Below are 22,615 nucleotides of genomic sequence, written 5' to 3'. Positions count from 1 at the left end.
GGCTGCAGCGGGGATGCTTATGCCAGCCAATCTTTTCGCCAGTTTTTCCGAACTGTTGAATCTTGTTTCTGGATTGTGTCCGGGGACGGTCTTGGTTTCTCCCACAAGAAGGAGGGAAGTGCCCCCGCTGCGGCGCTTGCGCCTCTTCCTCTTGCGCCCGCCATCGCGTATGGCCCCGGGGAAAATCCTTCCAAGTTCCAAGCTCCCGGAAATCGCATGATCAGACTGGAAAGCATCAGCAAGCAGAATGGCCGTCAGCTTGTCTTCATCGAAGCATCGGCGGCGCTGCAGAAGGGCGAGAAGGTCGGCCTCGTCGGCCCCAACGGCGCCGGCAAGACGACGCTGTTTCGCATGATTACCGGGCAGGAACAGCCCGACGAAGGCCAGGTGCAGGTCGATCGCGGGGTCACCATCGGTTATTTCAGCCAGGATGTCGGCGACATGGAAGGCCACAGCGCGGTGGCCGAAGTGATGAATGGCGCCGGGCCGGTGAGCGACGTGGCGGCTGAGATGGCCGCACTCGAGGCCGCCATGGCCGACCCCGACCAGGCCGACCAGATGGACGATATCATCGAAAAGTATGGCGAGGCGCAGCACCGTTTCGAGGAGCTCGACGGCTATGCGCTGGACGGCCGCGCGCGTGAGGTGCTCGATGGCCTGGGTTTCAGCCAGGAGATGATGGACGGCGATGTCGGCAAACTCTCCGGCGGCTGGAAGATGCGCGTGGCGCTGGCCCGCATCCTTCTGATGCGGCCCGACGCCATGCTGCTCGACGAGCCGAGCAACCATCTCGACCTCGAAAGCCTGATCTGGCTGGAATCCTTCCTGAAGAACTATGATGGCGCATTGCTGATGACCTCGCACGACCGCGAGTTCATGAACCGCATCGTCAACAAGGTGGTCGAGATCGACGCCGGTTCATTGACGGCCTATTCCGGCAATTACGAATTCTACCAGCAGCAGCGGGCGATCGCCGACAAGCAGCAGCAGGCGCAGTTCGAGCGCCAGCAGGCGATGCTGGCCAAGGAGATTGCCTTCATCGAGCGCTTCAAGGCGCGCGCCTCGCACGCCGCCCAGGTGCAGAGCCGGGTGAAGAAGCTCGACAAGATCGACCGCGTCGAGCCGCCCAAGCGCCGCCAGACGGTGTCCTTCGACTTCCAGCCGGCGCCGCGCTGTGGCGAGGATGTCGTGACGCTGAAGAGCGTCCACAAGGGGTATGGCAGCCGCAGCATCTATGAGGGGCTCGATTTCCAGGTCCGCCGCCGCGAGCGCTGGTGCATCATGGGCGTCAACGGCGCCGGCAAGTCGACGCTGTTGAAGCTGGTCGCCGGTGCGTCCGAGCCCGACGCCGGCACCGTGGCGCGCGGCCCAAGCGTCAAGATGGGCTATTTCGCCCAACACGCCATGGAATTGCTGGAAGGCGAGCGCACCGTGTTCCAGACGCTGGAGGACGCGTTCCCGCAGGCCGGCCAGGCGCCGCTCAGGGCACTTGCCGGCTGCTTCGGCTTTTCCGGCGACGAGATCGAGAAGAAATGCCGGGTGCTGTCAGGCGGCGAGAAGGCGCGGCTGGTGATGGCGCTGATGCTGTTCGACCCACCCAACCTGCTGGTGCTCGACGAGCCGACCAACCATCTCGACATCGCCACCAAGGAGATGCTGATCACGGCACTCTCCCAGTACGAAGGCACCATGCTGTTCGTGTCGCACGACCGGCATTTCCTGGCGGCGCTTTCCAACCGCGTGCTGGAACTGACGCCCGAAGGCATCCACACCTATGGCGGCGGCTATACCGAATATGTCGAGCGGACGGGGCAGGAAGCGCCGGGGCTGCGGAGCTAAGGGCGCCGAGCCACTACCCCGCGGCCAGCCATTTGCGCGACTGGGCGAAGGTCTTGAAGGCCTTCGCCTCCATCGGGCGGCCAAGAAAATAGCCTTGCAGGATATCGCAGCCAAGCTCTTTCAGGATGCGCGCGTGCTCCATCGTCTCGACGCCCTCAGCAACCACTTCGATGCCGAGCGATTTGCCGATCTCGATGATCGACGACACCAGCTGTCGCTGCGCGGTTGAGCCGGTGATGGGCGTGACCAGTTGGCGGTCGATCTTGAGGCGACGCGGCCGTAGCTTGAGCAGGGAGACGATCGAGGCATAGCCGGTGCCAAAATCGTCGATCTCGATGTCGATGCCGAGCTCCTTGATGTGCTCGATGTTCCAGGTGACCAGATCGTCGTTCTCGTCGAGGAAGATGGACTCCACCAGCTCGAACGACACCGTTCCTTCCTTGATGGCGAGCTCGCGCAGACCCTTGATCAAGTCCTTGTCCTCCAGGCGCCTGGCCGAGACGTTGACCGAGACACGCGGGATGTTGAGATGGCTGCGCGACCAGCGCTCGAAATTCTCCAGCGCATCCTTGAGGACGATGCGGTCGATCAGCGCCACGACATTGAGCTCTTCGGCCACCTTGAGATAGGCGTCGGGGGCCAGGATGCCGCGTCGCGGATGCTTCCAGCGCGACAACGCTTCGACGCCGACGATCTCGAGCGTCCTGGCGTCGAACTGCGGCTGGTAGTAGGCGACGAATTCATCCCGCTCCAGCCCGCCCAGGATCTCGTCGGCGACCTGCTTGGTCCGCACGATCTCGCTCTGCAGTTCCTCGTTGAAGAACTCGTAGCGGTTGCGGCCACGGCCTTTCGCCCGGTAAAGCGCGAGATCGGCGTTGACGAGCAACTGCTTTGCGTCGACGCCGCTGTTGGCGGCAATGCCGATGCTGACCCCGAACCGGCACTGATGGCCCCGGTAATAGACAGGCTGGCGCATCTCCTCGATGATGCGGTCGGCGAGTGCCGAGAGCTCGTCGTCGTCACGCCCATGGCTCACAACAACGAATTCGTCGCCGCCGATGCGCGCAACGAAATCGCCAGAGCCGGCATTGGCCTTGATGACCTTCGAGGCATGCATCAGCATGGCGTCGCCCGCTGCGTGACCGAGCGTGTCATTGATCTGCTTGAAACGGTCTAGGTCAAGATGCAGCAGCGCCATGCGCTCGTGTTGGCCGGTTTCGGCCAGCATCTCGTCGAGATAGCGGCGGTTGGGCAGGCCGGTCAGTGAATCGTGCAGCGCCACATGCTCGATATGCGCCTTGGCGAGCTTCAGCTCGGCGTTCTTCGATTCCGACAGCTGGCGCTCGTGAATGAGGTTCTCATTGAGCAGGACGTCGCTGGTCACATCCCATTCGGCGCCGATCAGCTTGGGCGTGCCGCCGATGTCCTGGAAGAAGCTGGCGCGCGTGCGCACATGACGGACGGCGCCGTCGGGGCGCAGGAGCCGGTATTGCGAGAAGTAGGGGCCTTTTGTCGTCGCGGCCGAATCGAAGTCCTGCTTTGCCCGCTCGATGTCCTCTGGGTGGATCGCCAGCGCCCAGTCGTTGTAGCCGCGTGGCTTGCCGTCGGCCGGCTTGCCATAGATTTCGTTGACGCGGTCGTCCCACAGCAGTTCGTTGGTGGCGAGGTCGTGCTCCCAAACGCCGATGCCCGAGGCGTCCAGCGCCAGCTCCAGGCGACCGGACAGGCGCCTCAACTCGGCGTCATTCCTTTGCCTTTCGCCAAACAGCCGCCCGGCCACCAGGATCGGCAGTACCACCAGCGAGCCGGCAAGTGCCATGAGCGCCCGCAAGGTCCACTGATTTTTCGGTGCCGCTGGCCAGCCGTCCTTGGGGATGGCCGAAATCTGCCAGGAACCCGAAGGCAGCTGCACATCGGCCGCTACGGGATTGCCGGCGACGACAGTGCCGTTGCCGAAGAAACGTTCGCCCCCGCCGCCCAACGCATCCTTGCCGGTGAGCGCGACATCGATGTCGAGATCGGGATCGGCCAGTCCGCTCGCCGCGTAGAGCCGGTCAACATCGACAACTGCCGAGACAATGCCCCAGAAGCGGTCGCCGCCTCCCGCCGTCGGCACGAAGACCGGGATGCGGCCGATGAAGCCGCGCCCGCCTTGCGCCAGCTTGACCGGTCCGGCAAATACCAGCACGCGCTGGTCGCGCGCCCTGAGCGCTGCCAGGCGTTGCTCCTCGTTCTTGCGGTAGTCGAGCCCGATTGCCTTCTCGTTGCCTTCCATCGGGTACATCAGCGAGATGACCAGGTCGGGCGCGCCGGCGATGTTGTGCAATTGCGATTTCTGCTCGAACAGATTGCCTGCGAGCGACGCAAATCTCTGCTGGCCCATGTAGGGCTCTGTAACGATGGCCGAGACGAGCCCCTGAACAAGCTGGAGATTGCCGTTTATGTTGCCTTCGAGCTTGGCGCGGATGACGTTGACCTTGGCCAGCACATCGGCGCGCGCCAGTTGGTCGGAGACCTCCCTGTTCTGCTGGTCGGCAACGACGGCGCAGACCATGAGCACAACAAAGGCTATTGCCGCCGGCAAGTTGGCGGAAGAAAATACGGCCTGTCTCAAGCGGCCGAGACTGTATCGCGTTGTGGCCAATTCGACCCGGGTACCTTTGCTGGACAATAGCTCGTCGGTCGATCCTAGTAGCAAACGCTTAAATTTAACCTTCCAGGCCAGCCTGAAGTTTCAGCATCGTGCCAATGCCGGCATTTCAGCCCGCAGGCTGAACCAATGCATAGCGGGCTGACGCCGTTTGGACTTCTTCACGGTCAATGCCGGCCGCTAAAGGTTCGCCTTAGAGAAGATGCGCGATGCCCAGTCGAGGAAGACGCGAAGCCGCGGCGAGAGCTGCCTGTTTTGCGGGTAAAGCGCTGACAGCGGTGTCGGCGAGGGCGGGTAGTCGGCCAGCACCTCGACGAGCGTCCCATCGGCAAGGTCCTTCTCGAAGCGATAGCGCGGTGCCTGGATGAGGCCAAGTCCAAGCCGTGCCAGATCGGCGGCGGTGTCGGAATTGTTGGCGGCGACGCGGCCCGGCAACCGGATATCGCGGGTCTTGCCGGCGACGGTGAATTCGAAGGGAAGGGTCTCGCCGGTGCGCGACGAGACGAAGCCGACTGCCTGGTGACCGTCCAACGCATCGGGGGAGATCGGCATGCCGTGGCGTTCGAGATAGGCGGGACTAGCGCAGGTGATCTCGCGGATCATCGCCAGGCGCCGCATGATCATGCCGCTGTCGGGGGGCTCGCCGACACGTATCACGCAGTCGACGCCCTCGCGCACGAGATCGACCAGCCGGTCGCTCTGGCCGATCTGCAAGTCGATGCGGGAATAGCGGGCGAGAAACTCGGGCAGGCGCGGCAACAGGAATGTGCGGGTGAGCAGCGTGCTGGCGTCGATGCGCAGCAGCCCGTAGGGCTCGGCATTGCGGAAGGCGGCCTCGGCATCCTCGATCTCGGCGAGGATGGACAGGCAGCGCCGATAATAGGCCTCGCCGTCCTGCGTGGCGTTGACCTGCCGCGTCGTTCGCTCCAGCAGGCGCGCRCCGAGATGCTCTTCGAGCCGCCGGATCGCTTCCGTCGCGGTTGAGCGCGGCAGGCCGAGATCTGCCGCGGCGGCGGTGAAGCTGCGCCGCTCCAGGACGCGAACGAAGAGCCGCATGGTGTCCAGACGATCCATGGTCTTTGTTCGCAGTTTCCGAATAGTCATGTCAATAGGCGACTGATTATCCGGAAGATGGCTTGGCCTATATCCGTGTCACCAACAACGCGGAGACACTTCCATGACAAATCAGCAGACAGATACAGGCACTCAAACCAGAACGGCGATCGTAACCGGCGCCTCCAAGGGCATCGGTGCCGCCATCGCGCGGCGGCTCGCCGGCGACGGTGTCGCCGTCGTCGTCAACTATGCACGCGGACGCGCGGAGGCCGAACAGCTTGTCCGGGCGATCGAAGCCGACGGCGGCAAGGCGATCGCCGTGCAGGCCGATATCGCCGATCCGGCCGGCCTCACCAAGCTGTTCGATGCCGGCGAGATGGCGTTTGGCGGCATCGACATCCTCGTCAACAATGCCGGCATCATGAAGACGTCGCCGATCGCCGAGACCGATGACGCCTCGTTCGACATGCAGGTCGCGATCAATCTCGGCGGTGTATTCCGCGGCATGCGGGAAGGCGCGCGCCGACTTCGCGACGGCGGTCGTATCATCAACTTCTCAAGCAGCGTCGTCGGCCTCTACCAGCCGGGTTACGGCGTCTACGCCGCCACCAAGGCAGGCGTCGAGGCGATGACCCACATCCTGGCCAAGGAGCTTGGCGCGCGCCGTGTCACCGTCAACGCGGTGGCGCCCGGCCCGATCGAGACCGCCCTGTTCACGGACGGCAAGAGCCAGGCGCAAATCGAGGCCATCGGCAAGATGATCCCGCTCGGCCGGCTCGGCGAGCCCGAAGACATCGCCGGGCTGGTGTCGTTCCTGGCCGGGCCGGATAGCGGTTGGGTCAACGGGCAAATCATCCGCGCCAATGGCGGCGTGGTCTGAGGAGACAATCATGCAACAGACAATTTTGATCACAGGCGCTTCCAGCGGCTTCGGCGCGATGACGGCGCGGGCGCTCGCAAGCGCGGGCCACAAGGTCTACGCATCGATGCGCGATCCGTCGGCGCGCGGCGGTGCGGCGGCCGCCGAGATGGAAAAGTTTGCTCGTGATGAGGGCGCGGCGCTTTACCCCATCGCGCTCGACGTGACCTCTGACGCCTCGGCAGAGGCGGCAGTCCGGCTGATCGTTAGCGAGGCCGGCCGGCTCGACGTGCTGATTCACAACGCCGGACACATGGGGTTTGGACCGACCGAGGCTTTCGCGCCCGAACAGCTGGCGCAGCTCTATGACGTCAACGTCGTCGGCACACAGCGCGTCAACAGGGCGGCCTTGCCGCATATGCGCTCTCTTGGCAGGGGCCAGATGATCTGGGTCGGCTCGAGCAGCACGCGCGGCGGCACGCCGCCCTTCCTCGCGGCCTATTTCGCGGCCAAGGCCGGCATGGATGCACTGGCGCAGAGCTATGCGCTGGAACTCGCCCGCTTCGGCATCGAGACGACCATCGTCGTGCCGGGCGCCTTCACCAAGGGCACCGAGCATTTTCATCATGCGGCAGCGCCGGCGGATGCGGAGCGCGCCGCGCTCTACTGGTCCGGCCCCTACACCGGCGTCGATCAGCAGGTGCTGAAGGGGCTGGCCGCACTTGAGCCAGCGGATGCCGATCCGACTGATATCGCGGCGGCCATCGTCGACCTCGTGGCGATGCCGCACGGAAGGCGTCCGCTGCGCGTGCACGTCGACCCCGCTGACGATGGTGCGGCGGTCGTCAATGGCGTCGCCGATCGTGTCCGCGCGCAACTCATGGAACGGATCGGTCTTGCCGACCTGCTCCATCCGACTGCTTGAACCCAACCCTCAAAGACCAAGGAAAACGATCATGCCATTCGCCAACATCAAGATGCCGCAGGCGGCTCTCTCCAAGGCGCAGAAGGAAGACCTCATCCATCGAACCACGGCAATGTTCGTCGACTTTTTCGGCGAAGGCGTCCGACCCTACACAATGGTGCTGGTGGAGGAAGTCGCCGATGGCGGCTATGGCCGTGCCGACGAAGTCTTCGTCGTGCCGGAGGCCTATCGCGCGAAGGAGTAGCGCCCGAACCGACCTTGCGCTGGGYAGCTGCCCGGATCAGGGCTGAAGTTCCCTCCGTCTCGGCCTTGCCTGGACGGAGGGTGCCTTTTCGCAAACAGAGGCCTTCGTCGCGCTTACTTGCCGGCCATGTGATAGGCAAGCTCCTGGGCCTGGGCGAGAAGTGCCGGGAAGACCGGCTCGCCCGGCAGGTGCTGGCCTATGCAGGCACGATAGTCGGCGTCACCTTTCTCCCAGGCGGCATTGGCGGCGTCATACGACTTTTGGTCCTTGAGGTCCGAGGCTTGGTAGGCCTCCTGGAACTTCTGGGCGGCGGCGTCCGCCGAGGCCCACAAGGCGTCGCAGGCGGCGATCTTGGGAACAGGCGGTGCCGCGGGGGCCGAGGCGATCATGACGCTGTTGCCCTTGACGAGCGTGACGATGACCTGCTGGTCGGGGTTCGGTCCTATGTCCTGCGCCCAGCCGCCGAGCCGCGCAAAGGCGATGTCGGCGCCTTCAGGCTTCTTGAGCGGGAAGTCGAGCGTCCCCGTGAACGCGGCGTCGCTGTTGATCGCCTGGGTGTAGAAGGCATCGAGCTTAAGTGCCGCATCGATGCCGGTGGGCAGTCTGAAGCTCGTATCCATCTCGGCGGCTTTGGACTGGAGCCAGCGCTCGAGAAGACCCCGCGTCGTTGCCACCAGGCTCGGGCCGTCGTCGTCATTGGTGTAGCGCAACCCGTCCAGCATGCCGAACCCGATATCTGCATCGCTCAGGCTTTCGAGATTGATCGTGCCGGTTGCCGGAAAACCTGAAACCGCCAAGGGGCCGAGAAGAGCGGAAAGCCGCTTTTGCAGATCGGCCAGCGCTTTCGTCCCGGCGGCATCCAGCGCTTCCACGGGTTCGTTTGCGCTTTCCAGCGCTGCGATAGCGGAAATCGCCTTGTCGCGTGCGGCGATATAGTCGTCCTCCGGCGAGGCGGCGAAAGCCGCTCCGGTCGCGAGTGCGAAAACGATCATCCAGACCAACCGCATGACATAGCCCCCTTATGGCGATCGACAGATTGGGAGCCATCGAGCAGCTTTGCGGCTATTGCGCGGCAGTACCGTCGACGCCAAGCATTGTATGCGTCGGCCGGCCCTCCGCTGGCGCTCCGGGCGTTCGTTGTTCGGAAAGCCAAGCAATTGGCTTTCCGTCCGCTTTGCGGACCACGCCTCACCCCTTCCGCTTCTCCACCTCCGCCTTCCTCAGCAAGAACCGCTGGATCTTGCCGCTCGGCGTCTTCGGCAATTCGGTGACGAAGTCGATTTCGCGCGGATAGGCGTGGGCCGAGAGCCGCTTGCGGACATGCTGCGCCAGTTCCTCGGCCAGTTCCGGGCTGCCGCGAAACGAAGATGCAAGGATGACGAAGGCCTTGACGATCTCGGTGCGCTGCGGGTCGGGCACGCCGACAACCGCTGCCTCGTTGACCGCCGGGTGTTCAATGAGCGCGCTTTCGACGTCGAACGGGCCGATGCGATAGCCCGACGAGGTGATGACGTCGTCGGCGCGGCCGATGAAGCTGATCGACCCGTCCGGCTCGAACTCGACCGTGTCGCCGCTGCGGTAATAGCCGCCCGAAATCGCCGAAGTTTCCGCCTGGTGATAACCGTCGAACCAGCGCAGCGGCGAGTTGGCGATGTCAACGGCGAGGATGCCGGGCTGGTTCGGGCCGAGCTCCTGGCCGGCCTCGTCCAGCACGACGATGCGGTAGCCCGGCATGGCAAAGCCGGCCGAGCCCGGGCGCACCGGGTGCGACAGGCCGTGATGGTTGTTGACCAACATGCCGTTTTCGGTCTGGCCGTAATGGTCGTGGATCGGCACGCCGAGATGGGCGTCGAACCAGCGGATGACTTCCGGGTTGAGCGGCTCGCCGGCGCTGCTCACCACGCGCAGCCGGCCCTTGATGCGGGCGGCGGGAGCCGCGCCTTCGGCCAGCAGCAGGCGGAAGGCGGTCGGCGAACCGGCGAGGCTGGTGACGCCGAGGCGCTCGATGATGTCGTAGGTGCTGTTGGCGGTGAAGGCGCCCTCGTTGAAGGTGGTGGCGATGCCGAGCAGCAAGGGGCCGGTGATGGCGTAGTAGAGGCCGTAAGCCCAGCCGGGATCGGCGATGTTCCAGAAGACGTCGTCGGGCCGCAAACCGATCGCATCGCGCATATAGGCGCCGAAGGCCAGCAGGGCGCGCAGCGGCACCGGCACGCCCTTGGGCAGGCCCGTCGTGCCCGAAGTCGACATCATCATGAACAGGTCGTCGCCCTTGCGCATGACCGGCTCGCAGGACGTCGATGCGGCGGCAAACGCGGCGCGGAAATCGATGTCGCCCGCCGGCAAGGTCTCGCCAGGGGCAAGGATCGTCGCCACGCGGGGGCAATCCTCCACCTCGTCCAGCTTGCCGCGATTGGCTGTGTTGGTGACGACGAGTTTTGCACCGCTGGTCTTCAGTCGGTGCTCGATAGCTTTCGGGCCGAAGGCGGTGAACAGAGGCTGGTAGACCGCGCCGATGCGCCAGGTGCCGAGGATAAGCGCCACAAGTTCGGGAATGCGCGGCAGCATGCCGGCGACGACATCACCGGGGCCGACGCCTGCTTCGTTGAGTATGTTGCCGACGCGCGCCGACATATCGCGAAGATCATCGAAGCTGAATTCCCGCAGCTCGCCATTGGCGGAGATCGCGCGCAGCGCCAGTCGGTTTTGCCCGGCGTGGCGATCGCAGCATTCGACGCAGGCATTGATGCCAGTCGAGGGGTCGCCATGAAGGCGCGCGACTTCATCTTCGATACGAAAGCGCTGAACGGCATCCGCGTAGCGCGGCAAGCCGGCCGAAGCTCCAACCATCGCAGCATGCCTCCGTGGTGGCGTCCTCGTGGACCATCGTCATTGCCGACAGGATAGCCAAGATCACACTCATGGTCGATGAGGTGATCGCCGCGAGGCTTGATGCAAACGGGGCAGGGGCTCGCCTTCCCGCTTCGGGCGCCAGGATCGCGCCGAGGGGTATCCGGCCCCGAGCGCTCTTCATCCTCTGGCCCTAGAGGCCGAACCAGCGCGAGCGGCGGCTCGATCCAAAAGTCTCCTTGTCAGCGCGCAGCGCCACCGAGGGCTCGTAGTAGGTGCCCGTTGGTGCTGGGCCTGAGAAGAAATCGACCTCGACCTTGCCGATGCGGCCGCCGCCGAACTCGATATAGCAGGTGCCGAAGCCGTCATAGAGCGAGCCGCTGCCGCTCTGGCGCAGTTTTGCGATGAGCCCGGTAGCAACGGCGCGCGCCGCACCCTCGGCGAACACGCCGGCCTTGGGCGTGCCGGTGTTGGCGCCGTCGCCGACCGCATAGACATTCTCGTATCTCGTTTCGAGCGTACGCGGATTGACCGGGATCCAGGCGTTCTCGGCCATGCCGCTTTCCAGCACCACTGGCGGCACGCGATGCTTGGGAACACCGAGGAAGAGATCGAACGGCATTTCCGTGCCGTCGTCGAGCACCGCCACATTGCGGGCATTGTCGACGGAGGCGACGCGCCTGCCGGGGACAAACTTGATGTCGCGTTCGGCAAAGGCCGCCAGCAGCGCTCGCGAGGTGTCGGGCGAGGGTGGTACCGGGCTGCCAAGCGGCAGCACCAGGGCGATCTCGCAGGCCTCTCGCACGCCCTGCCTGACCAGATAGTCGTGCAGCATCAGCACACATTCGCTGGGTGCCGGCGGGCACTTGTAGGGCGCCCCGCAGACGCCGACCATCGCCTTGCCTTTTCTGAAGGTCGGCAGCACGTCGCGCAGCCGCTCCGCTCCCGCCACGGTGTAGAACTCGTTGGTTCCCGAAAGCCCTGGCGTGGCGTCGAAATCATATTCGGCACCCAGCGCGACGACGAGGTGGTCGGCGTCGAACACGCCGTCATTGGTGGTCACCCGGCGCCTTTCGGGATCGATCGAGGTTATCGTGCGCTTCAGCATCCTGACGCCGGGCTTGGCGTAGCTTTTGTAGGGCAGGCGCACGGCCTGCGGCGTCTTCAGGCCGAACATCACGTCCAGCTTGGAAAAGCCGAACACGAAGGAATCGCTCTGGTCGATCAGCGTCACGTCGATGCTGTCGCCCATCGCTTCGGAAAGCAGCGTCGTCAGTTCCAGGCCGCCGAAACCAGCTCCCAGCACGACGATGCGCGGTTTGCTTGCAGTGTTCATCTTTGTTCCCACCAATGTTTCCCGGTTGATCGATCATTCCCGTCGTGGCGGCGGGACTTCCCGTGTCCTCGCCGCCCAAATGTTGGCCGTCCAAGTCCAGGTAGGTTGGTCGATATCAGGTCAGGACTGGCTGCGGCACGATGCGGATGTAGGGCTTCGGCTCCTTCCAACCTTGCGGGTAGAGTTGCTTCGCTTCGTTGTTCGACACCGATCCCGCGATGATGACGTCGTCGCCTGGCTTCCAGTTGACCGGCGTCGCCAGCCGGTGCTTGGCCGTCAGCTGCAAGGAGTCCACTACGCGCAGCACCTCGTCGAAGTTGCGGCCCGTCGTCATCGGGTAGGATATCACCAGCTTGATCTTCTTGTCCGGGCCGATGACATAGACGTTGCGCACCGTCTGGTTGTCGGCGGCGGTGCGTCCGTCGGCGCTGTTGCCGGCCGACGCCGGCAACATGTCGTAGAGCTGCGAGATGGCGAGCGTCGGGTCGCCGATCATCGGGAAGTTCGGCGCCATGCCTTGCGTCTCGGCGATGTCCTTGGCCCAGCCAGCGTGCTTCTCGACGGGGTCGACCGAGAGGCCGATGACCTTGACGCCGCGCTTGTCGAACTCGGGCTTGAGGCGCGCCATGTAGCCGAGTTCGGTGGTGCACACCGGCGTATAGTCCTTGGGGTGGGAGAACAGGATGCCCCAGCCCTTGCCCAGCCATTCGTGGAAGCTGATCGTGCCTTCGGTGGTCTCGGCGGTGAAGTCGGGGGCGATGTCTGCGATACGGAGTGACATGGTTGCTTTCCTTTCCGGTTGGAATTCGATTGCGAGGGCAAATTAGGAAATCTATGTTCCGCGAGCGTTCCCCGACGCTCCCCGGTTGGTGACGGCTCTGGCACCCCAGGGCTGGCTTTCCTGATGGTGCCTGTATGCGCGTTTCGATCCATCTGCTCGGCCGCTTCGCCGTCAGCGTCGATGGTCGCCCGATCCCGGCGGCCGACTGGCGGCGCGACCGCGCCTCGGCCCTGGTCAAGCTGCTGGCGCTCAGGTCTGCCCACCGCATCCACCGCGAGCAGGCCATGGAAATTTTCTGGCCCGACGCCGATCCCGAGGCGGCCGGCGCCAATCTGCGCAAGGCCATTCATTTCGCGCGCCGCGCGCTGGGAGCCCACGACCTGATCGAGGTGAGCAACGACATCGTCTCGCTTGCCCCGCATGCCGAGCTCGAGATCGACGCCGAAAGCTTCGAGGCCGCCGCCAGGGCGGCGCTGCGAGGTGGTGACCGGAGCGCCTATGAGCGCGCCGCCGACCTTTATGGTGGCAGGCTTTTGCCGGACGATCTTTTCGTCGAGTGGCTCGACACACCGCGCGCGCAATCGCAGCAGCGCTACAGCGATCTTTTGCGCGCCGGCGGCCTATGGCAGCGCCTGATTGCGCTCGACCCTGCCGACGAGCAGGCCCAGTGCGCGCTGATGCAGGCGGCACTCGATGCCGGCAACCGTGTCGAGGCCATCCGCCAGTTCAACCAGCTGCGCGACAACCTGCACGCCGAACTCGGCGTTGGGCCGAGTGCGGCGACCATCGCCCTTTACGAGAAGGCGCTGGCCCTCTCCGGCGCCGCGACCGTCAACCCGTCGGAGCGCATCCGCACCTCGCTCGCCTGGGGCCTGGTGCATTTGCAAAGCGGCGAGTTCGACAAGGCAAGCGAGATCGCCAGGCACACCCGCGACCTGGCGCTCGGTGCCGACCTGCCGCGTGAAGTCGGCGAGGCGAGCGCGCTGCTCGGCATCGCCTCGATGATGCGGGCGCAGTGGCCGCAACTGTTCCGCACCGAATTCATCGAATGGGTTCGCGCCAAACCGGCCTTCGTGCAGCATGTCTTCGATGGCCACCTTTGCCTATCTGAATTCTGCCTCTGCAGCGCCTCGGGCCATGCCGAAGTCGCAGGCCTTGCCCGCGAACTGCTCACCGTGGCCGAGGAGGCCGGATCGAATGCCGGTCGCGGGCTTGCCTGCCTGCTTCTGGGCGAGGCGGCGCTGTTCTCGGGCGACCTCGACGAGGCCGAGCGCCACCTGACCGAGGCCGAGCGGCTGCTGCTTGAGGCGGACGCGGTGGCCGGCCGCGTGCTCGCCATAGAGCGGCTGGCCGAGATCGCGCTCGAGCGCGGCCAGAAATGGCGCGCCAGCCGGCTCATCCAACGCGGTCTCACCGACGCCGAACGCTCATGGCTGTCCCCGCACCTGATCATGCGCATGCAGGCACTGGCCGTGCGGGCGGCGGCGACACCCAAGATGGTGGCGCAGGAGATCCTCGCCGGCGACCGGCTGTTGACCCACGGCGCCTGCCAGCCCTGTTCGATGGCGCTGCGCACGGCCTCTGCGATCGCGCTTGCCGAGGCGGGCGAATTGGACCAGGTCGACCGCCGCCTGAACGACGCCGAGCGCATTGCCGGCATGTGGCATGGCGGCCCCTGGGCGGCCGCCCTTTGGGAAGCGCGCGGCGTGCAGCGGCGGGCGCAGAACCACGAGATCCGCGCGCTCGCCGCCTTCGACGAGGCGGCCTCGCGCTATCAGGAACTCGGCCGCCCGCGCGACCAGGCCCGCTGCCTTGCCCGCATGGGCTCCGAGGGTTGACGGCAGGACCCGACTACGCGCGCCATGACGGATGGCGCGTGGGCTGGCCTCACCCGCGTGTGCCTGTATGATCGCAAGGTGAATGCACATAGAGGAGGCTCGCTCATGCGGCTGAATCGGAATCTCCGTCATCGGAGGATCTGGCATTGGAGCATCTGGGCCCTCATCGCCGCCATGGTGCTCTGGCCGCAGACGGCGCCGGCCGACGGCATCACGCCGGAGCGGATCACGGCTGCCCTGCCCAAGCTTGAAGCGCTCGCCGAGGCGGCCGTCGCGGACGGTTCCGTACCCGGCCTCGCCATCGCCGTCGTGCACGATGACCAGGTGATCTTCATTAAGGGGTTCGGCCATCGCGAGGCCGGCAAGCCCGAGGCCGTCGACGCCGACACCGTGTTCCAGATCGCATCGCTTTCCAAGCCGGTCTCCGCCACCGTCGTGGCGGCGCTGGTCAGCGACGGGATCGTGTCCTGGGATTCGAAGATCGCCGACCTCGATCCGGCCTTCCGGCTGGCCGATCCCTATCCAACCAGCCAACTCACCGTCCGCGACCTGTTTTCGCACCGCAGCGGACTGCCCGGGACCGCCGGAGACGACCTCGAGGACATTGGCTACGACCGCGCCGAAATCCTGCATCGCCTGCGGTTCGTCCCGCCATCGTCGAGCTTTCGCGCCGGGTATTCCTACAGCAATTTCGGATTGACGGAGGGTGCCGTGGCGGCCGCGATGCCGACAGGCAAGCCCTGGGAGGAGGTCGCCGAGGAGAAGCTCTACCGTCCGCTTGGCATGGCCTCGACCAGTTCGCGCCATTCGGACTTCGTCAAGCACACGAACCGCGCCGCGCTTCATGTCAAGGTCGATGGCGCCTGGGCCGCGAAGATAGAGCGCGATCCGGATGCGCAGGCGCCCGCCGGCGGCGTCAGTTCCACCGCACGTGACCTCTCGCAATGGGTGCGCCTCATCATCGGCAACGCCGTCTACGCCGGCAAGACACTGATTGCCGCCGATGCGCTGGACCAGACGCATGTTCCGCTGATGGCGCGCGGCAACAATCCCGTCTCTGGAGGTGCCTCGTTCTACGGCCTCGGCTGGAATGTCGAATTCGGCCGCCACGGCCTGAGCTGGGGCCACGCCGGCGCCTTCAGCGTCGGCGCGCGCACCCTGGTTACAGTCTTCCCGAAGGAGAAGCTTGGCATCGTCATCATCACCAACGCCTTTCCGACAGGCCTGCCGGAGGGATTGTCCGACAGCTTCGCCGATCTCGTCTTCGACGGCACGGTCGAGAAGGACTGGGTCAAGGCGTGGGACGATATCTATGCAGGCCTGTTCGGCCCGGCGGTGGCGGCAGCCAAGGCCACCTATGCAGCGCCACCTTCCCCGACGAGACCGGCCGGACCGGCCAGCGCCTATGCCGGCCGCTACGCCAACGACTTCATCGGCGACGCAATCGTGTCGAAAGCGGGAGACGACCTCGTGTTGAGGGTAGGCCCGGCTGCAGCCCGGTCCTATTCATTGACCCATTTCGACGGCGACATTTTCCTGACCTTTCCAGATGCCGAGACCCCGGACAGACCAACCGGCGTGAGCTTCGTCGTCGGCCCGGACGGCAAGGCGTCGGCCATGACCATAGGCTTCCTCGACGACAATCATCTCGGCACTCTTCAACGCGTGGGCGACTGACCGTCAAATCGAACAGTGCCGGCGGCAGCTCAAGGCGCCGGGCCGTACTGGAGCAGTTTGAAGCAATCGCCGTTGCCCGACTTCGCCTGCGTCAGGAAGGGTTTGGACCGGTCGATCCATTCCTGATGCGACCTCGCATCGGCTTCGATCGCATCGACCGGTGCAAGGCCAACGAAGCTGCGCCCGTGGCTGAAGAGCCAGCACGCACGGCCGAGAAACCTCCTGCTGCGCTGGCGCAGGAGATCGGCATCGTAGAAGACGTCAAGCACCTCGTGCTTGATCTTGCGCCCCGTTTCAGGATTGGCGATCGCAAGCTCGACCGGCTGGCCGCCGATCGCATCCTGCAGGTCCTTGTAGTCGAGGGCGAGCTGGGTGGTGGCATATTTGATCTCGCTCTCGTCACGCACGATGTCGAACCACAGCGTGGGGTCGAGCTCGTTGACGACGAACGACGATTCGAAATCGCGCGACAGGTTGAGGACGTCGAAGTCCCGGACGTCGATGTCGCGCTCGACCAGCGCGATCTCGCCGACCTGCTTGCCGAGCTCCGCCCCCTGCGCTCCGATCGCGGCGTTGGTTCCACCAAGTTCGGGGCTGACATAGGCCCCGCCTTCATCCAGCAGAGCGTCGAATTGGCCAAGCGATCCGACGATGGGGGCGCCGTGGGCGATGCGTGCCGCCAGCTTGGCCAGAACTTGCTGGAGTTCCGCTTCGCGTTTGCGCTGGTCTTGGTAGTTCTGCTGGAAAAAGAAGATGAACAGCGACACGCCGATGCCGATCAGGATCACGCCCAGCTGCGAAAAGATGTTGCGGTAGTATTCCAGCAGCTTTTCGCGGTGGCGCACGTCGTCGCGCACGCTGTGGGCGACGCGCAGATTGACGATCAGCGACAGGATCAGCAGGCCGGCGCCAACCAGGATGAGGCCGCCGATGAGCAGGTAGCCATGGCCCGTATTGAAGTCCATCTGTTTTCCCTGAAACCCCCGGACTGCGCAGAATAGTGCCATTTTGCTTAAATACCTATGGGCTCGCTTCGACGGGCCTGCGGCATGCAGGTGGTTGACCCGCCTGGCCATCCGGCCGATAGCTCCGCCAGAAATTACCCCGAGATATCAGATGACTTCAGACGCCAACCTCTCCGATGCAATCGAGCGCATCGACACCTCCGACGCCACTTGGCAGACCGACGTTCGCGCCGGCGTGCGCCATGTGCGCGAGCTCGCGTCCCTGCCGCTGTCGCCGGGCGAGCGCGCGGCGGCGCAAGCCGCGGCCGCGAACCACAAGGTGCGCATCCCCAAAACCTATCTCGACCTGATCGACTGGAACGACCCCGCCGATCCGATCCGGGCGCAGGTCATCCCGTCGCCGGACGAACTCGTGGAGCAGGACGGCGAGCTAGACGATCCGATCGCCGACCACGCGTTCAGCCCGGTGCCGCGGCTGACGCATCGCCATGCCGACCGGGTGCTGTTGTTCCCGACCTATCAATGCGCCGTCTATTGCCGGTTCTGCTTTCGCAAGGAATCGCTGACCTCGATCGGCCGCGGCTATACGCGCGAGGCGCTGGAGCCGGCCTTGGCCTACATCGCCGATCACCTCGAAATCCGCGAGGTCATCCTGACCGGCGGCGATCCGCTGTCGCTGCCGGACAAGGCGCTGGCTGAAATCCGCGCCCGGATCGATGCGATCGCGCATGTGCGTCTCTTACGCATCCACACGCGCGTGCCGGTGGCGCTGCCCTCGCGCATCACGTCGGGGCTGGTCACGGCCCTGCAGGGCCGGCTGATGGTCACGGTCGTCACCCATTTCAACCATCCCCGGGAGATCACCGAGGCCACGGAAGCTGCCTGCCGCACCTTGCGGCAAGCCGGCTTCGTGCTGCTCAACCAGAGCGTACTCTTGAAAGGCGTCAACGACACGGTCGAGGTGCTGGAGGAACTCTGCCGCGAGCTGATGTACCGGCTCGGCGTCAAACCCTACTACCTGCACCATGGCGACCTCGCGCGCGGCATGGCCCACCGCCGCACCACCATCGCGCAAGGCCAGGCGCTGGCCGCCGCGCTGCGCGCCCGCCTGTCGGGCATCTGCAACCCTGTCTATGTTCTCGACCTGCCGGAAGGCGGCGGCAAGGTGCCGATCGGGCCGTGTTATGTCGAGACGCAGGACGGCACGGACTGGCGCATTCGCGGGCTGGATGGCGAGGTGAGGGGCTATGCGGAGCTTGTCGGCGGCCCCTAAGCTTGGGCTCCTCGCCCCAACGGAGCGGGGGAAAGGCGGCCGCGAAGCGGGCGAAGCGGAGGCGTCGTAGAGCTCTGCCTTCTCAAGAGCGCATTTGCTTAGGTCAGCGCCATTCCCCTCCAGTTCGGCTTCGCCGAGCCACCTCTCCCCCATGACATGGGGGCGAGGAACCCAAGCCTTGTGGCCACTGAGCACTTGAATTCGATTATTTCATAAAAATCTTGCCGCGCCGGGAATAAAGGCCCGCCCTGCCGGGTCTTCCCTTCAGCGAGGCCATTCGCCCGGCCCCCAACCCGAAGAAACGAAACAAGGACCTACGAAAATGACCAAGCTCGCTCTCAGCGTGGCTGCCATGCTGCTTGCCTCGAGCGCTGCCTTTGCCGGCAGTGACCACGGCGCAAACAACGCCAATTCACCGGTCGCTTCCGTCGACACCAACGCCACCGCGTCGATCCTCTACATCGCACCTACAGACGGCGTCGACACCAAGGTCACGACCGGGCCGCGGCACGCGACGATGCAAACGCATGCGAGCGAACCAGGCCAAGGCATCTGGGGCCGTTGAGTTCGCCAGGGGTCAAGACCCGAATCCCAACGGTTCGGACTCAACCACATCGGGATGGCCTGGGGCTTGGCCCTCCGTAATCCCTTCCGCACCCACCAACAGAGGAGACCACCATGTTCAGCATGACACGACGCACACTGCTTGGATCCGCCGCTGCCGCTGCCGCCTTCGGCCTTGCCGGCAAGCTTGAATTCACCCGGCCGGCCTTTGCCGAAACGCCGGTGGAGCCGACAGTCGGTTTCTACAAATACAAGGTCGGCGACATCGAGATCACCGCCATCTACGATGGCATCTGGCGCAAGCCGCATGACCCGGCCTTCATCAAGGATGTTTCGGTCGACGATACCAAGGCAGCACTCGCCAAGGCGGGGCTGACCACAGACTTCATGCCCATCCCGCTCACCGTCGTCGTGCTCAAGATGAACGGCAAGCTGATCATGATGGATGCCGGGTCTGGTGTCGGCCAGTGGCAGACCAACGCCACCCACCTGCCGGCCAACATGGCTGCAGCCGGCATCGACTACAAGGCGATCGACACCATCATGATTTCGCATTTCCACCCCGACCATGTCTGGGGCCTGATGGAAAAGGGCACCAACGCGCCGGTTTTCCCGAGTGCCGAGCTCATCGTAAACGCCACCGAATACAATTGGTGGACGGATCCCGGCCGGTTGGCCAAACTGCCCGAGGGCCGCAAGCCAGCGGGCAAGCGCATCGCCGAAAACTTCCCGAAATGGAAAAACTGGAAGCTGGTCGAGGACGGCGCCGAGGTGGCGCCCGGCATCCACATCATCGCCGCGCCCGGCCATACGCCCGGCCACTCGGTCTACCTGGCCAACTCCGGCAAGGAGCAGATCATGATCTCGGCCGACACCATGTATGTGCCCGCCCTTCTGGCGCCGCATCCAGAATGGCAGGGTAGCTACGACCAGGACGGGCCGACAGCGATTACTACGCGCCACAAGATCATCGACCGCGTGATTGCCGACAACATCCGCATCTCGGGCTCGCACTTTCCATTCCCGGGCACCGGCGTCTTCGTCAAGGACGGCAACTCCTACGGCTTCACTCCGGTCCAGATCTGAGGCTGTTTGGAAACTCTACTCTGGCGGCCATCTGAAGGCGTTTTCTGCACTTCCGTTGCTCACGGACCGGACGTCCGCTGCGCTACGGTTCTCGAAACCACCATCAGCTGACTCGCCAGAGCGAATTTCGAAACGGTCTTCTCAACGCTAGCACTCAACCCAAGCGAGAAAGACAATGAAACATTCTGTTTTTGGCAAACATGCCCTGTTCGGCCTGCTCGGCGCCGTTGCGGTGCTGACCGTGGTTCCGGTCGCGACCATCATGCCCGCCTATGCCGTCGACGACATCGAGGGCGCTGACGCGCCTGACCTCACCGCCGTCAAGGCCAAGATCGAGGCCAAGGACTATACTGGCGCGCTGGCCCAGCTGCGCGACCTGGCGCAGGACACACAGCAGCCCGACGTCTACAATCTGCTCGGCTTCACGCTGCGCAAGACCGGCGACTACAAGACCGCTCTGACCTACTACACCAAGGCGCTGGAGCTGAAGCCCGACCACAAGGCCGCCCGCGAATATCTGGGCGAGCTCTATGTCGAGACCGGCGACATGGCCAAGGCCAACGAACAGCTGGCGTCGCTGGAGAAACTCTGCCCGGCCGGCTGCGAGGAACTGTCGGACCTGCAGAAAGCCATCGACACCAAGGTGACGAAGTAGGGCCCAGAGGGCTGTTCCTCTCCCCCACGAATGTGGGGAGAGGTGGCTCGGCGAAGCCGAGACGGAGAGGGGCTTGGCGCCGCGCCATCCTCTTAAGGACCATAGTTTGGGCGCTCGTGGCTGGCGCCCATTGCCGGAGCCGGCATCCCCTCCCTTGCGCTGGCTCCGGCCTTTTTCAATCAGACGCTTGGCAGCGCCATTGCGCCTGTCCGACCGGACGCGGCGCCTGCCTGTTAGAAAAATTGGAGCCCGACCATGACACCGACTGAACTTGCCGCGAAGCTGCACCTCCTCGCCACGAAGCTATACGCTGGGGATGTGACCCTCCTTGCCGGCCGCCTGCTGCTTTCCCTGCTCTTCCTGCATGAAGGCCTGACACTGGCCACCCATTTCGACGGCGCCGCCAAGGCGATGGCCGCGCTGGGCGTCAGCCTGCCACTGTTTGTTGCCACGGTTGCGCTGCAACTGGGGGCAGGGCTCTCGGTCGGGCTGGGCCTTTTGACGCGGCTGGGCGCCATCGGTCTCGGCCTGTTCTGCCTGGCAACGGCGACACTCTTCCACACCAACTTCGCCAACCAGAACGAATTGCTGCATTTCGAAAAGGATCTCGCCATTGCTGGTGGCATGTTCGTGCTGGCCATATCAGGCGCCGGCAGGATTTCGCTGGACAGGGTGCTCACTGGTTTCGTGAAGCCTCGGCGTGGCGACAAAGACACGGTCGACGCGCTCATGGCGGCCTATCCCCAACACGGCGAGACCATCCTGCCAATCTGAAAGTGCCATGACATTGTGCTCCCGGGCAGCGTTCGGCGCGCTTTGCGGCTGCATTCAACGCAAAATTCCACGTTTGCGGTGGTTGGTACCACGCGCCGTCCCACGCCGGTGCAAACACCACGCCCCTATGAATTGGCCAACAGCGCACGAAGGACCAACACGACCGTACGCTGAAGCCGCCGCCGCAAATCCGTAGGCATCGCGGTTGGCTGGTTTCGCCCGAGAGCAATCAAGGGAAGGCCTCATGAACGCGGTGCGGGCGGCGCGTGGCGGCCAAATGTCAACTTTCAAAGATGGAGCTTGAAATGAAAAAGATCGTTTTGGCGATTGCCACGGTTTTGCTTGCCTCCGGCACGGCCTTCGCCGGTAGCGACAACTATGGCACGGACTACATCCCTGGCCCCGACGCCTATCCGAGCAGCAGCGTCTACCATTCGATGGGGTCCGATGGCGCCAACGCGCTCGAGCTCGGCGGCACGAAGAGCATCGGCACTACCGACAGCGCGCCGGCCCCGGGAGGAAGTGCGAACTCCGACATGTCAGCCGGCTATGGCCAGGGAATCTGGGGGCACTGACAACAAGGCCGGCCGGGAACGGCCGACATCCAGGCGGTGGGCTCGCCCGCCGTCTGGAATGACGTCGTGGCAAGCGCTGCCCAGCGCCTCGCGCCATCCCAGCAACGGGGCAATGATCACGCAGATTTTTTGGATCATTCGGACAGGTGCGGCGTTCCTCCCTGACGCAACGGAGGAATGATCATGGGCGACGAACGGCACGAGAAGATCCAGCAGCGAGCATACGAGATCTGGGAACGCGAAGGCGGCGGCGATCCCGAGCGGCACTGGCATCAGGCCGCGGCCGAGATCGACCGGGAGGCGGCGCTGCCGCTGACGGCCGGCGATTTGCTGCCCGAAACAAGCGAGATCGCCAGCTCAGACGTCCTGGCCGTCGAGGCGCTGGCAATGCGCACCGGCATATCGGGTGACGAGGCGCAGGAACTGATCGACAGGCTGGGCCACGACCGCGCGGCGGTCGAGCAAGCCGCGCGCAACCTCAGGGGCAAACGGCGGTCCTAAGCAGGGAGAGCCAGATGATCAGGAAACTCAAGGACGGAAAATACCGCCTCTATTCGCGCAAGAAAGACGAAAAGACCGGCAAGCGCCGCAACCTCGGCACGTTTGATACGCGGGAGGCGGCGGAGAAGCATGAACGCGAGGTACAGTATTTCAAGCGGCACTGAGGGGTA

Annotated in this window: 22 protein-coding genes; 15 read left to right on the top strand and 7 right to left on the bottom strand. The window is 64.6% G+C overall.

All coding sequences use genetic code 11. The annotated features are described in order from the left end of the window. Positions 1–216: 216 nt before the first annotated feature. Positions 217–1,839 carry an ABC-F family ATP-binding cassette domain-containing protein gene (locus AC1D2G_RS14040; RefSeq protein ID WP_477414646.1) on the top strand — a complete coding sequence of 541 codons (1,623 nt, stop codon included), beginning with the start codon at positions 217–219 and terminating at the stop codon, positions 1,837–1,839. Positions 1,840–1,852: 13 nt separating this feature from the next. Here the strand turns inward: AC1D2G_RS14040 and AC1D2G_RS14035 are convergent, their stop codons facing one another. Beyond that, positions 1,853–4,393 (bottom strand): bifunctional diguanylate cyclase/phosphodiesterase, encoded by a 2,541-nt coding sequence (locus AC1D2G_RS14035; protein ID WP_477415125.1) that lies wholly within the window; start codon positions 4,391–4,393, stop codon positions 1,853–1,855. Between AC1D2G_RS14035 and AC1D2G_RS14030 the strand changes: the two genes are divergently transcribed. Next, the gene (locus tag AC1D2G_RS14030; RefSeq protein WP_477414644.1) at positions 4,392–4,634 is read left to right on the top strand and encodes a hypothetical protein; all 243 of its coding nucleotides are present in this window, start codon (positions 4,392–4,394) and stop codon (positions 4,632–4,634) included. The genes AC1D2G_RS14035 and AC1D2G_RS14030 overlap by 2 nt on opposite strands. Positions 4,635–4,669: 35 nt before the next feature. Here the strand turns inward: AC1D2G_RS14030 and AC1D2G_RS14025 are convergent, their stop codons facing one another. Then, complete coding sequence (locus AC1D2G_RS14025) at positions 4,670–5,563, bottom strand: LysR family transcriptional regulator (protein WP_477414642.1); 894 nt, start codon at positions 5,561–5,563, stop codon at positions 4,670–4,672. A gap of 103 nt (positions 5,564–5,666) precedes the next feature. Between AC1D2G_RS14025 and AC1D2G_RS14020 the strand changes: the two genes are divergently transcribed. The 3 genes from AC1D2G_RS14020 to AC1D2G_RS14010 are packed head-to-tail and all read left to right on the top strand — an operon-like array spanning position 5,667 to position 7,573. Next, positions 5,667–6,425 (top strand): SDR family oxidoreductase, encoded by a 759-nt coding sequence (locus AC1D2G_RS14020; protein ID WP_477414640.1) that lies wholly within the window; start codon positions 5,667–5,669, stop codon positions 6,423–6,425. 7 nt (positions 6,426–6,432) lie between these two features. Further along, positions 6,433–7,329, top strand: a complete 897-nt coding sequence (locus AC1D2G_RS14015; protein WP_477415123.1) for an SDR family oxidoreductase — start codon at positions 6,433–6,435, stop codon at positions 7,327–7,329. A 31-nt stretch (positions 7,330–7,360) separates the two neighbouring features. Further along, positions 7,361–7,573 carry a tautomerase family protein gene (locus tag AC1D2G_RS14010; protein WP_127263805.1) on the top strand — a complete coding sequence of 71 codons (213 nt, stop codon included), beginning with the start codon at positions 7,361–7,363 and terminating at the stop codon, positions 7,571–7,573. A 113-nt stretch (positions 7,574–7,686) separates the two neighbouring features. On the opposite strand, the gene AC1D2G_RS14005 is transcribed toward AC1D2G_RS14010, so the two are convergent. From AC1D2G_RS14005 to AC1D2G_RS13990, 4 genes are all read right to left on the bottom strand, one after another. Then, entirely contained in the window at positions 7,687–8,580 is an 894-nt protein-coding gene (locus tag AC1D2G_RS14005) for a hypothetical protein (RefSeq protein WP_477414638.1), read from the bottom strand. Positions 8,581–8,761: 181 nt separating this feature from the next. Next, positions 8,762–10,420 (bottom strand): acyl-CoA synthetase, encoded by a 1,659-nt coding sequence (locus AC1D2G_RS14000; RefSeq protein WP_477414636.1) that lies wholly within the window; start codon positions 10,418–10,420, stop codon positions 8,762–8,764. A 193-nt stretch (positions 10,421–10,613) separates the two neighbouring features. After that, on the bottom strand, positions 10,614–11,756 hold the full coding sequence (locus AC1D2G_RS13995; RefSeq protein WP_477414634.1) for an NAD(P)/FAD-dependent oxidoreductase: 1,143 nt from the start codon (positions 11,754–11,756) through the stop codon (positions 10,614–10,616). A 115-nt stretch (positions 11,757–11,871) separates the two neighbouring features. Next, positions 11,872–12,537: a peroxiredoxin gene (locus tag AC1D2G_RS13990; protein ID WP_477414632.1), complete on the bottom strand. Its 666-nt coding sequence runs from the start codon at positions 12,535–12,537 to the stop codon at positions 11,872–11,874. A gap of 134 nt (positions 12,538–12,671) precedes the next feature. On the opposite strand from AC1D2G_RS13990, the gene AC1D2G_RS13985 reads away from it, so the two are divergent. Beyond that, entirely contained in the window at positions 12,672–14,375 is a 1,704-nt protein-coding gene (locus AC1D2G_RS13985) for a BTAD domain-containing putative transcriptional regulator (RefSeq protein ID WP_477414630.1), read from the top strand. A 105-nt stretch (positions 14,376–14,480) separates the two neighbouring features. After that, entirely contained in the window at positions 14,481–16,052 is a 1,572-nt protein-coding gene (locus tag AC1D2G_RS13980; RefSeq protein WP_477414628.1) for a serine hydrolase, read from the top strand. A 29-nt stretch (positions 16,053–16,081) separates the two neighbouring features. On the opposite strand, the gene AC1D2G_RS13975 is transcribed toward AC1D2G_RS13980, so the two are convergent. Beyond that, positions 16,082–17,017, bottom strand: coding sequence for a hypothetical protein (locus AC1D2G_RS13975; protein ID WP_477415121.1), 936 nt, complete (start codon positions 17,015–17,017; stop codon positions 16,082–16,084). Positions 17,018–17,168: 151 nt separating this feature from the next. On the opposite strand from AC1D2G_RS13975, the gene AC1D2G_RS13970 reads away from it, so the two are divergent. From AC1D2G_RS13970 to AC1D2G_RS13935, 8 genes are all read left to right on the top strand, one after another. Further along, complete coding sequence (locus AC1D2G_RS13970) at positions 17,169–18,290, top strand: KamA family radical SAM protein (RefSeq protein WP_477414626.1); 1,122 nt, start codon at positions 17,169–17,171, stop codon at positions 18,288–18,290. 322 nt (positions 18,291–18,612) lie between these two features. Beyond that, positions 18,613–18,855, top strand: a complete 243-nt coding sequence (locus tag AC1D2G_RS13965) for a DUF680 domain-containing protein (RefSeq protein ID WP_477414624.1) — start codon at positions 18,613–18,615, stop codon at positions 18,853–18,855. Positions 18,856–18,968: 113 nt separating this feature from the next. Next, positions 18,969–19,940, top strand: coding sequence for an MBL fold metallo-hydrolase (locus tag AC1D2G_RS13960; protein ID WP_477414622.1), 972 nt, complete (start codon positions 18,969–18,971; stop codon positions 19,938–19,940). A gap of 175 nt (positions 19,941–20,115) precedes the next feature. Further along, entirely contained in the window at positions 20,116–20,595 is a 480-nt protein-coding gene (locus AC1D2G_RS13955) for a tetratricopeptide repeat protein (protein ID WP_477414620.1), read from the top strand. Positions 20,596–20,850: 255 nt separating this feature from the next. Then, on the top strand, positions 20,851–21,369 hold the full coding sequence (locus tag AC1D2G_RS13950) for a DoxX family protein (RefSeq protein ID WP_477414618.1): 519 nt from the start codon (positions 20,851–20,853) through the stop codon (positions 21,367–21,369). A 305-nt stretch (positions 21,370–21,674) separates the two neighbouring features. Further along, a complete protein-coding gene (locus AC1D2G_RS13945; RefSeq protein WP_477414616.1) occupies positions 21,675–21,944 on the top strand; it encodes a hypothetical protein in 270 nt (89 codons plus the stop codon). A 183-nt stretch (positions 21,945–22,127) separates the two neighbouring features. Next, a complete protein-coding gene (locus AC1D2G_RS13940; RefSeq protein WP_477414614.1) occupies positions 22,128–22,445 on the top strand; it encodes a DUF2934 domain-containing protein in 318 nt (105 codons plus the stop codon). 14 nt (positions 22,446–22,459) lie between these two features. After that, complete coding sequence (locus tag AC1D2G_RS13935; protein WP_023677295.1) at positions 22,460–22,609, top strand: hypothetical protein; 150 nt, start codon at positions 22,460–22,462, stop codon at positions 22,607–22,609. Positions 22,610–22,615: the final 6 nt, after the last annotated feature.

Source organism: Mesorhizobium sp. P2_C7 (assembly GCF_056404515.1).
The sequence above is the reverse complement of the archived record's forward strand: the minus strand, read 5'-3'. Positions and strand labels throughout refer to the sequence as shown.

Excerpts from the sequence above, each read along its gene's own strand:
- AC1D2G_RS14040 (WP_477414646.1), top strand. The coding sequence starts at position 217 with ATGATCAGACTGGAAAGCATCAGCAAGCAGAATGGCCGTCAGCTTGTC.
- AC1D2G_RS14030 (WP_477414644.1), top strand. The coding sequence starts at position 4,392 with ATGAGCACAACAAAGGCTATTGCCGCCGGCAAGTTGGCGGAAGAAAAT.
- AC1D2G_RS14035 (WP_477415125.1), bottom strand. The coding sequence starts at position 4,393 with ATGGTCTGCGCCGTCGTTGCCGACCAGCAGAACAGGGAGGTCTCCGAC.
- AC1D2G_RS14020 (WP_477414640.1), top strand. The coding sequence starts at position 5,667 with ATGACAAATCAGCAGACAGATACAGGCACTCAAACCAGAACGGCGATC.
- AC1D2G_RS14010 (WP_127263805.1), top strand. The coding sequence starts at position 7,361 with ATGCCATTCGCCAACATCAAGATGCCGCAGGCGGCTCTCTCCAAGGCG.
- AC1D2G_RS14005 (WP_477414638.1), bottom strand. The coding sequence starts at position 8,580 with ATGCGGTTGGTCTGGATGATCGTTTTCGCACTCGCGACCGGAGCGGCT.
- AC1D2G_RS14000 (WP_477414636.1), bottom strand. The coding sequence starts at position 10,420 with ATGGTTGGAGCTTCGGCCGGCTTGCCGCGCTACGCGGATGCCGTTCAG.
- AC1D2G_RS13995 (WP_477414634.1), bottom strand. The coding sequence starts at position 11,756 with ATGAACACTGCAAGCAAACCGCGCATCGTCGTGCTGGGAGCTGGTTTC.
- AC1D2G_RS13990 (WP_477414632.1), bottom strand. The coding sequence starts at position 12,537 with ATGTCACTCCGTATCGCAGACATCGCCCCCGACTTCACCGCCGAGACC.
- AC1D2G_RS13985 (WP_477414630.1), top strand. The coding sequence starts at position 12,672 with ATGCGCGTTTCGATCCATCTGCTCGGCCGCTTCGCCGTCAGCGTCGAT.
- AC1D2G_RS13980 (WP_477414628.1), top strand. The coding sequence starts at position 14,481 with ATGCGGCTGAATCGGAATCTCCGTCATCGGAGGATCTGGCATTGGAGC.
- AC1D2G_RS13975 (WP_477415121.1), bottom strand. The coding sequence starts at position 17,017 with ATGGACTTCAATACGGGCCATGGCTACCTGCTCATCGGCGGCCTCATC.
- AC1D2G_RS13970 (WP_477414626.1), top strand. The coding sequence starts at position 17,169 with ATGACTTCAGACGCCAACCTCTCCGATGCAATCGAGCGCATCGACACC.
- AC1D2G_RS13965 (WP_477414624.1), top strand. The coding sequence starts at position 18,613 with ATGACCAAGCTCGCTCTCAGCGTGGCTGCCATGCTGCTTGCCTCGAGC.
- AC1D2G_RS13960 (WP_477414622.1), top strand. The coding sequence starts at position 18,969 with ATGTTCAGCATGACACGACGCACACTGCTTGGATCCGCCGCTGCCGCT.
- AC1D2G_RS13955 (WP_477414620.1), top strand. The coding sequence starts at position 20,116 with ATGAAACATTCTGTTTTTGGCAAACATGCCCTGTTCGGCCTGCTCGGC.
- AC1D2G_RS13950 (WP_477414618.1), top strand. The coding sequence starts at position 20,851 with ATGACACCGACTGAACTTGCCGCGAAGCTGCACCTCCTCGCCACGAAG.
- AC1D2G_RS13945 (WP_477414616.1), top strand. The coding sequence starts at position 21,675 with ATGAAAAAGATCGTTTTGGCGATTGCCACGGTTTTGCTTGCCTCCGGC.
- AC1D2G_RS13940 (WP_477414614.1), top strand. The coding sequence starts at position 22,128 with ATGGGCGACGAACGGCACGAGAAGATCCAGCAGCGAGCATACGAGATC.
- AC1D2G_RS13935 (WP_023677295.1), top strand. The coding sequence starts at position 22,460 with ATGATCAGGAAACTCAAGGACGGAAAATACCGCCTCTATTCGCGCAAG.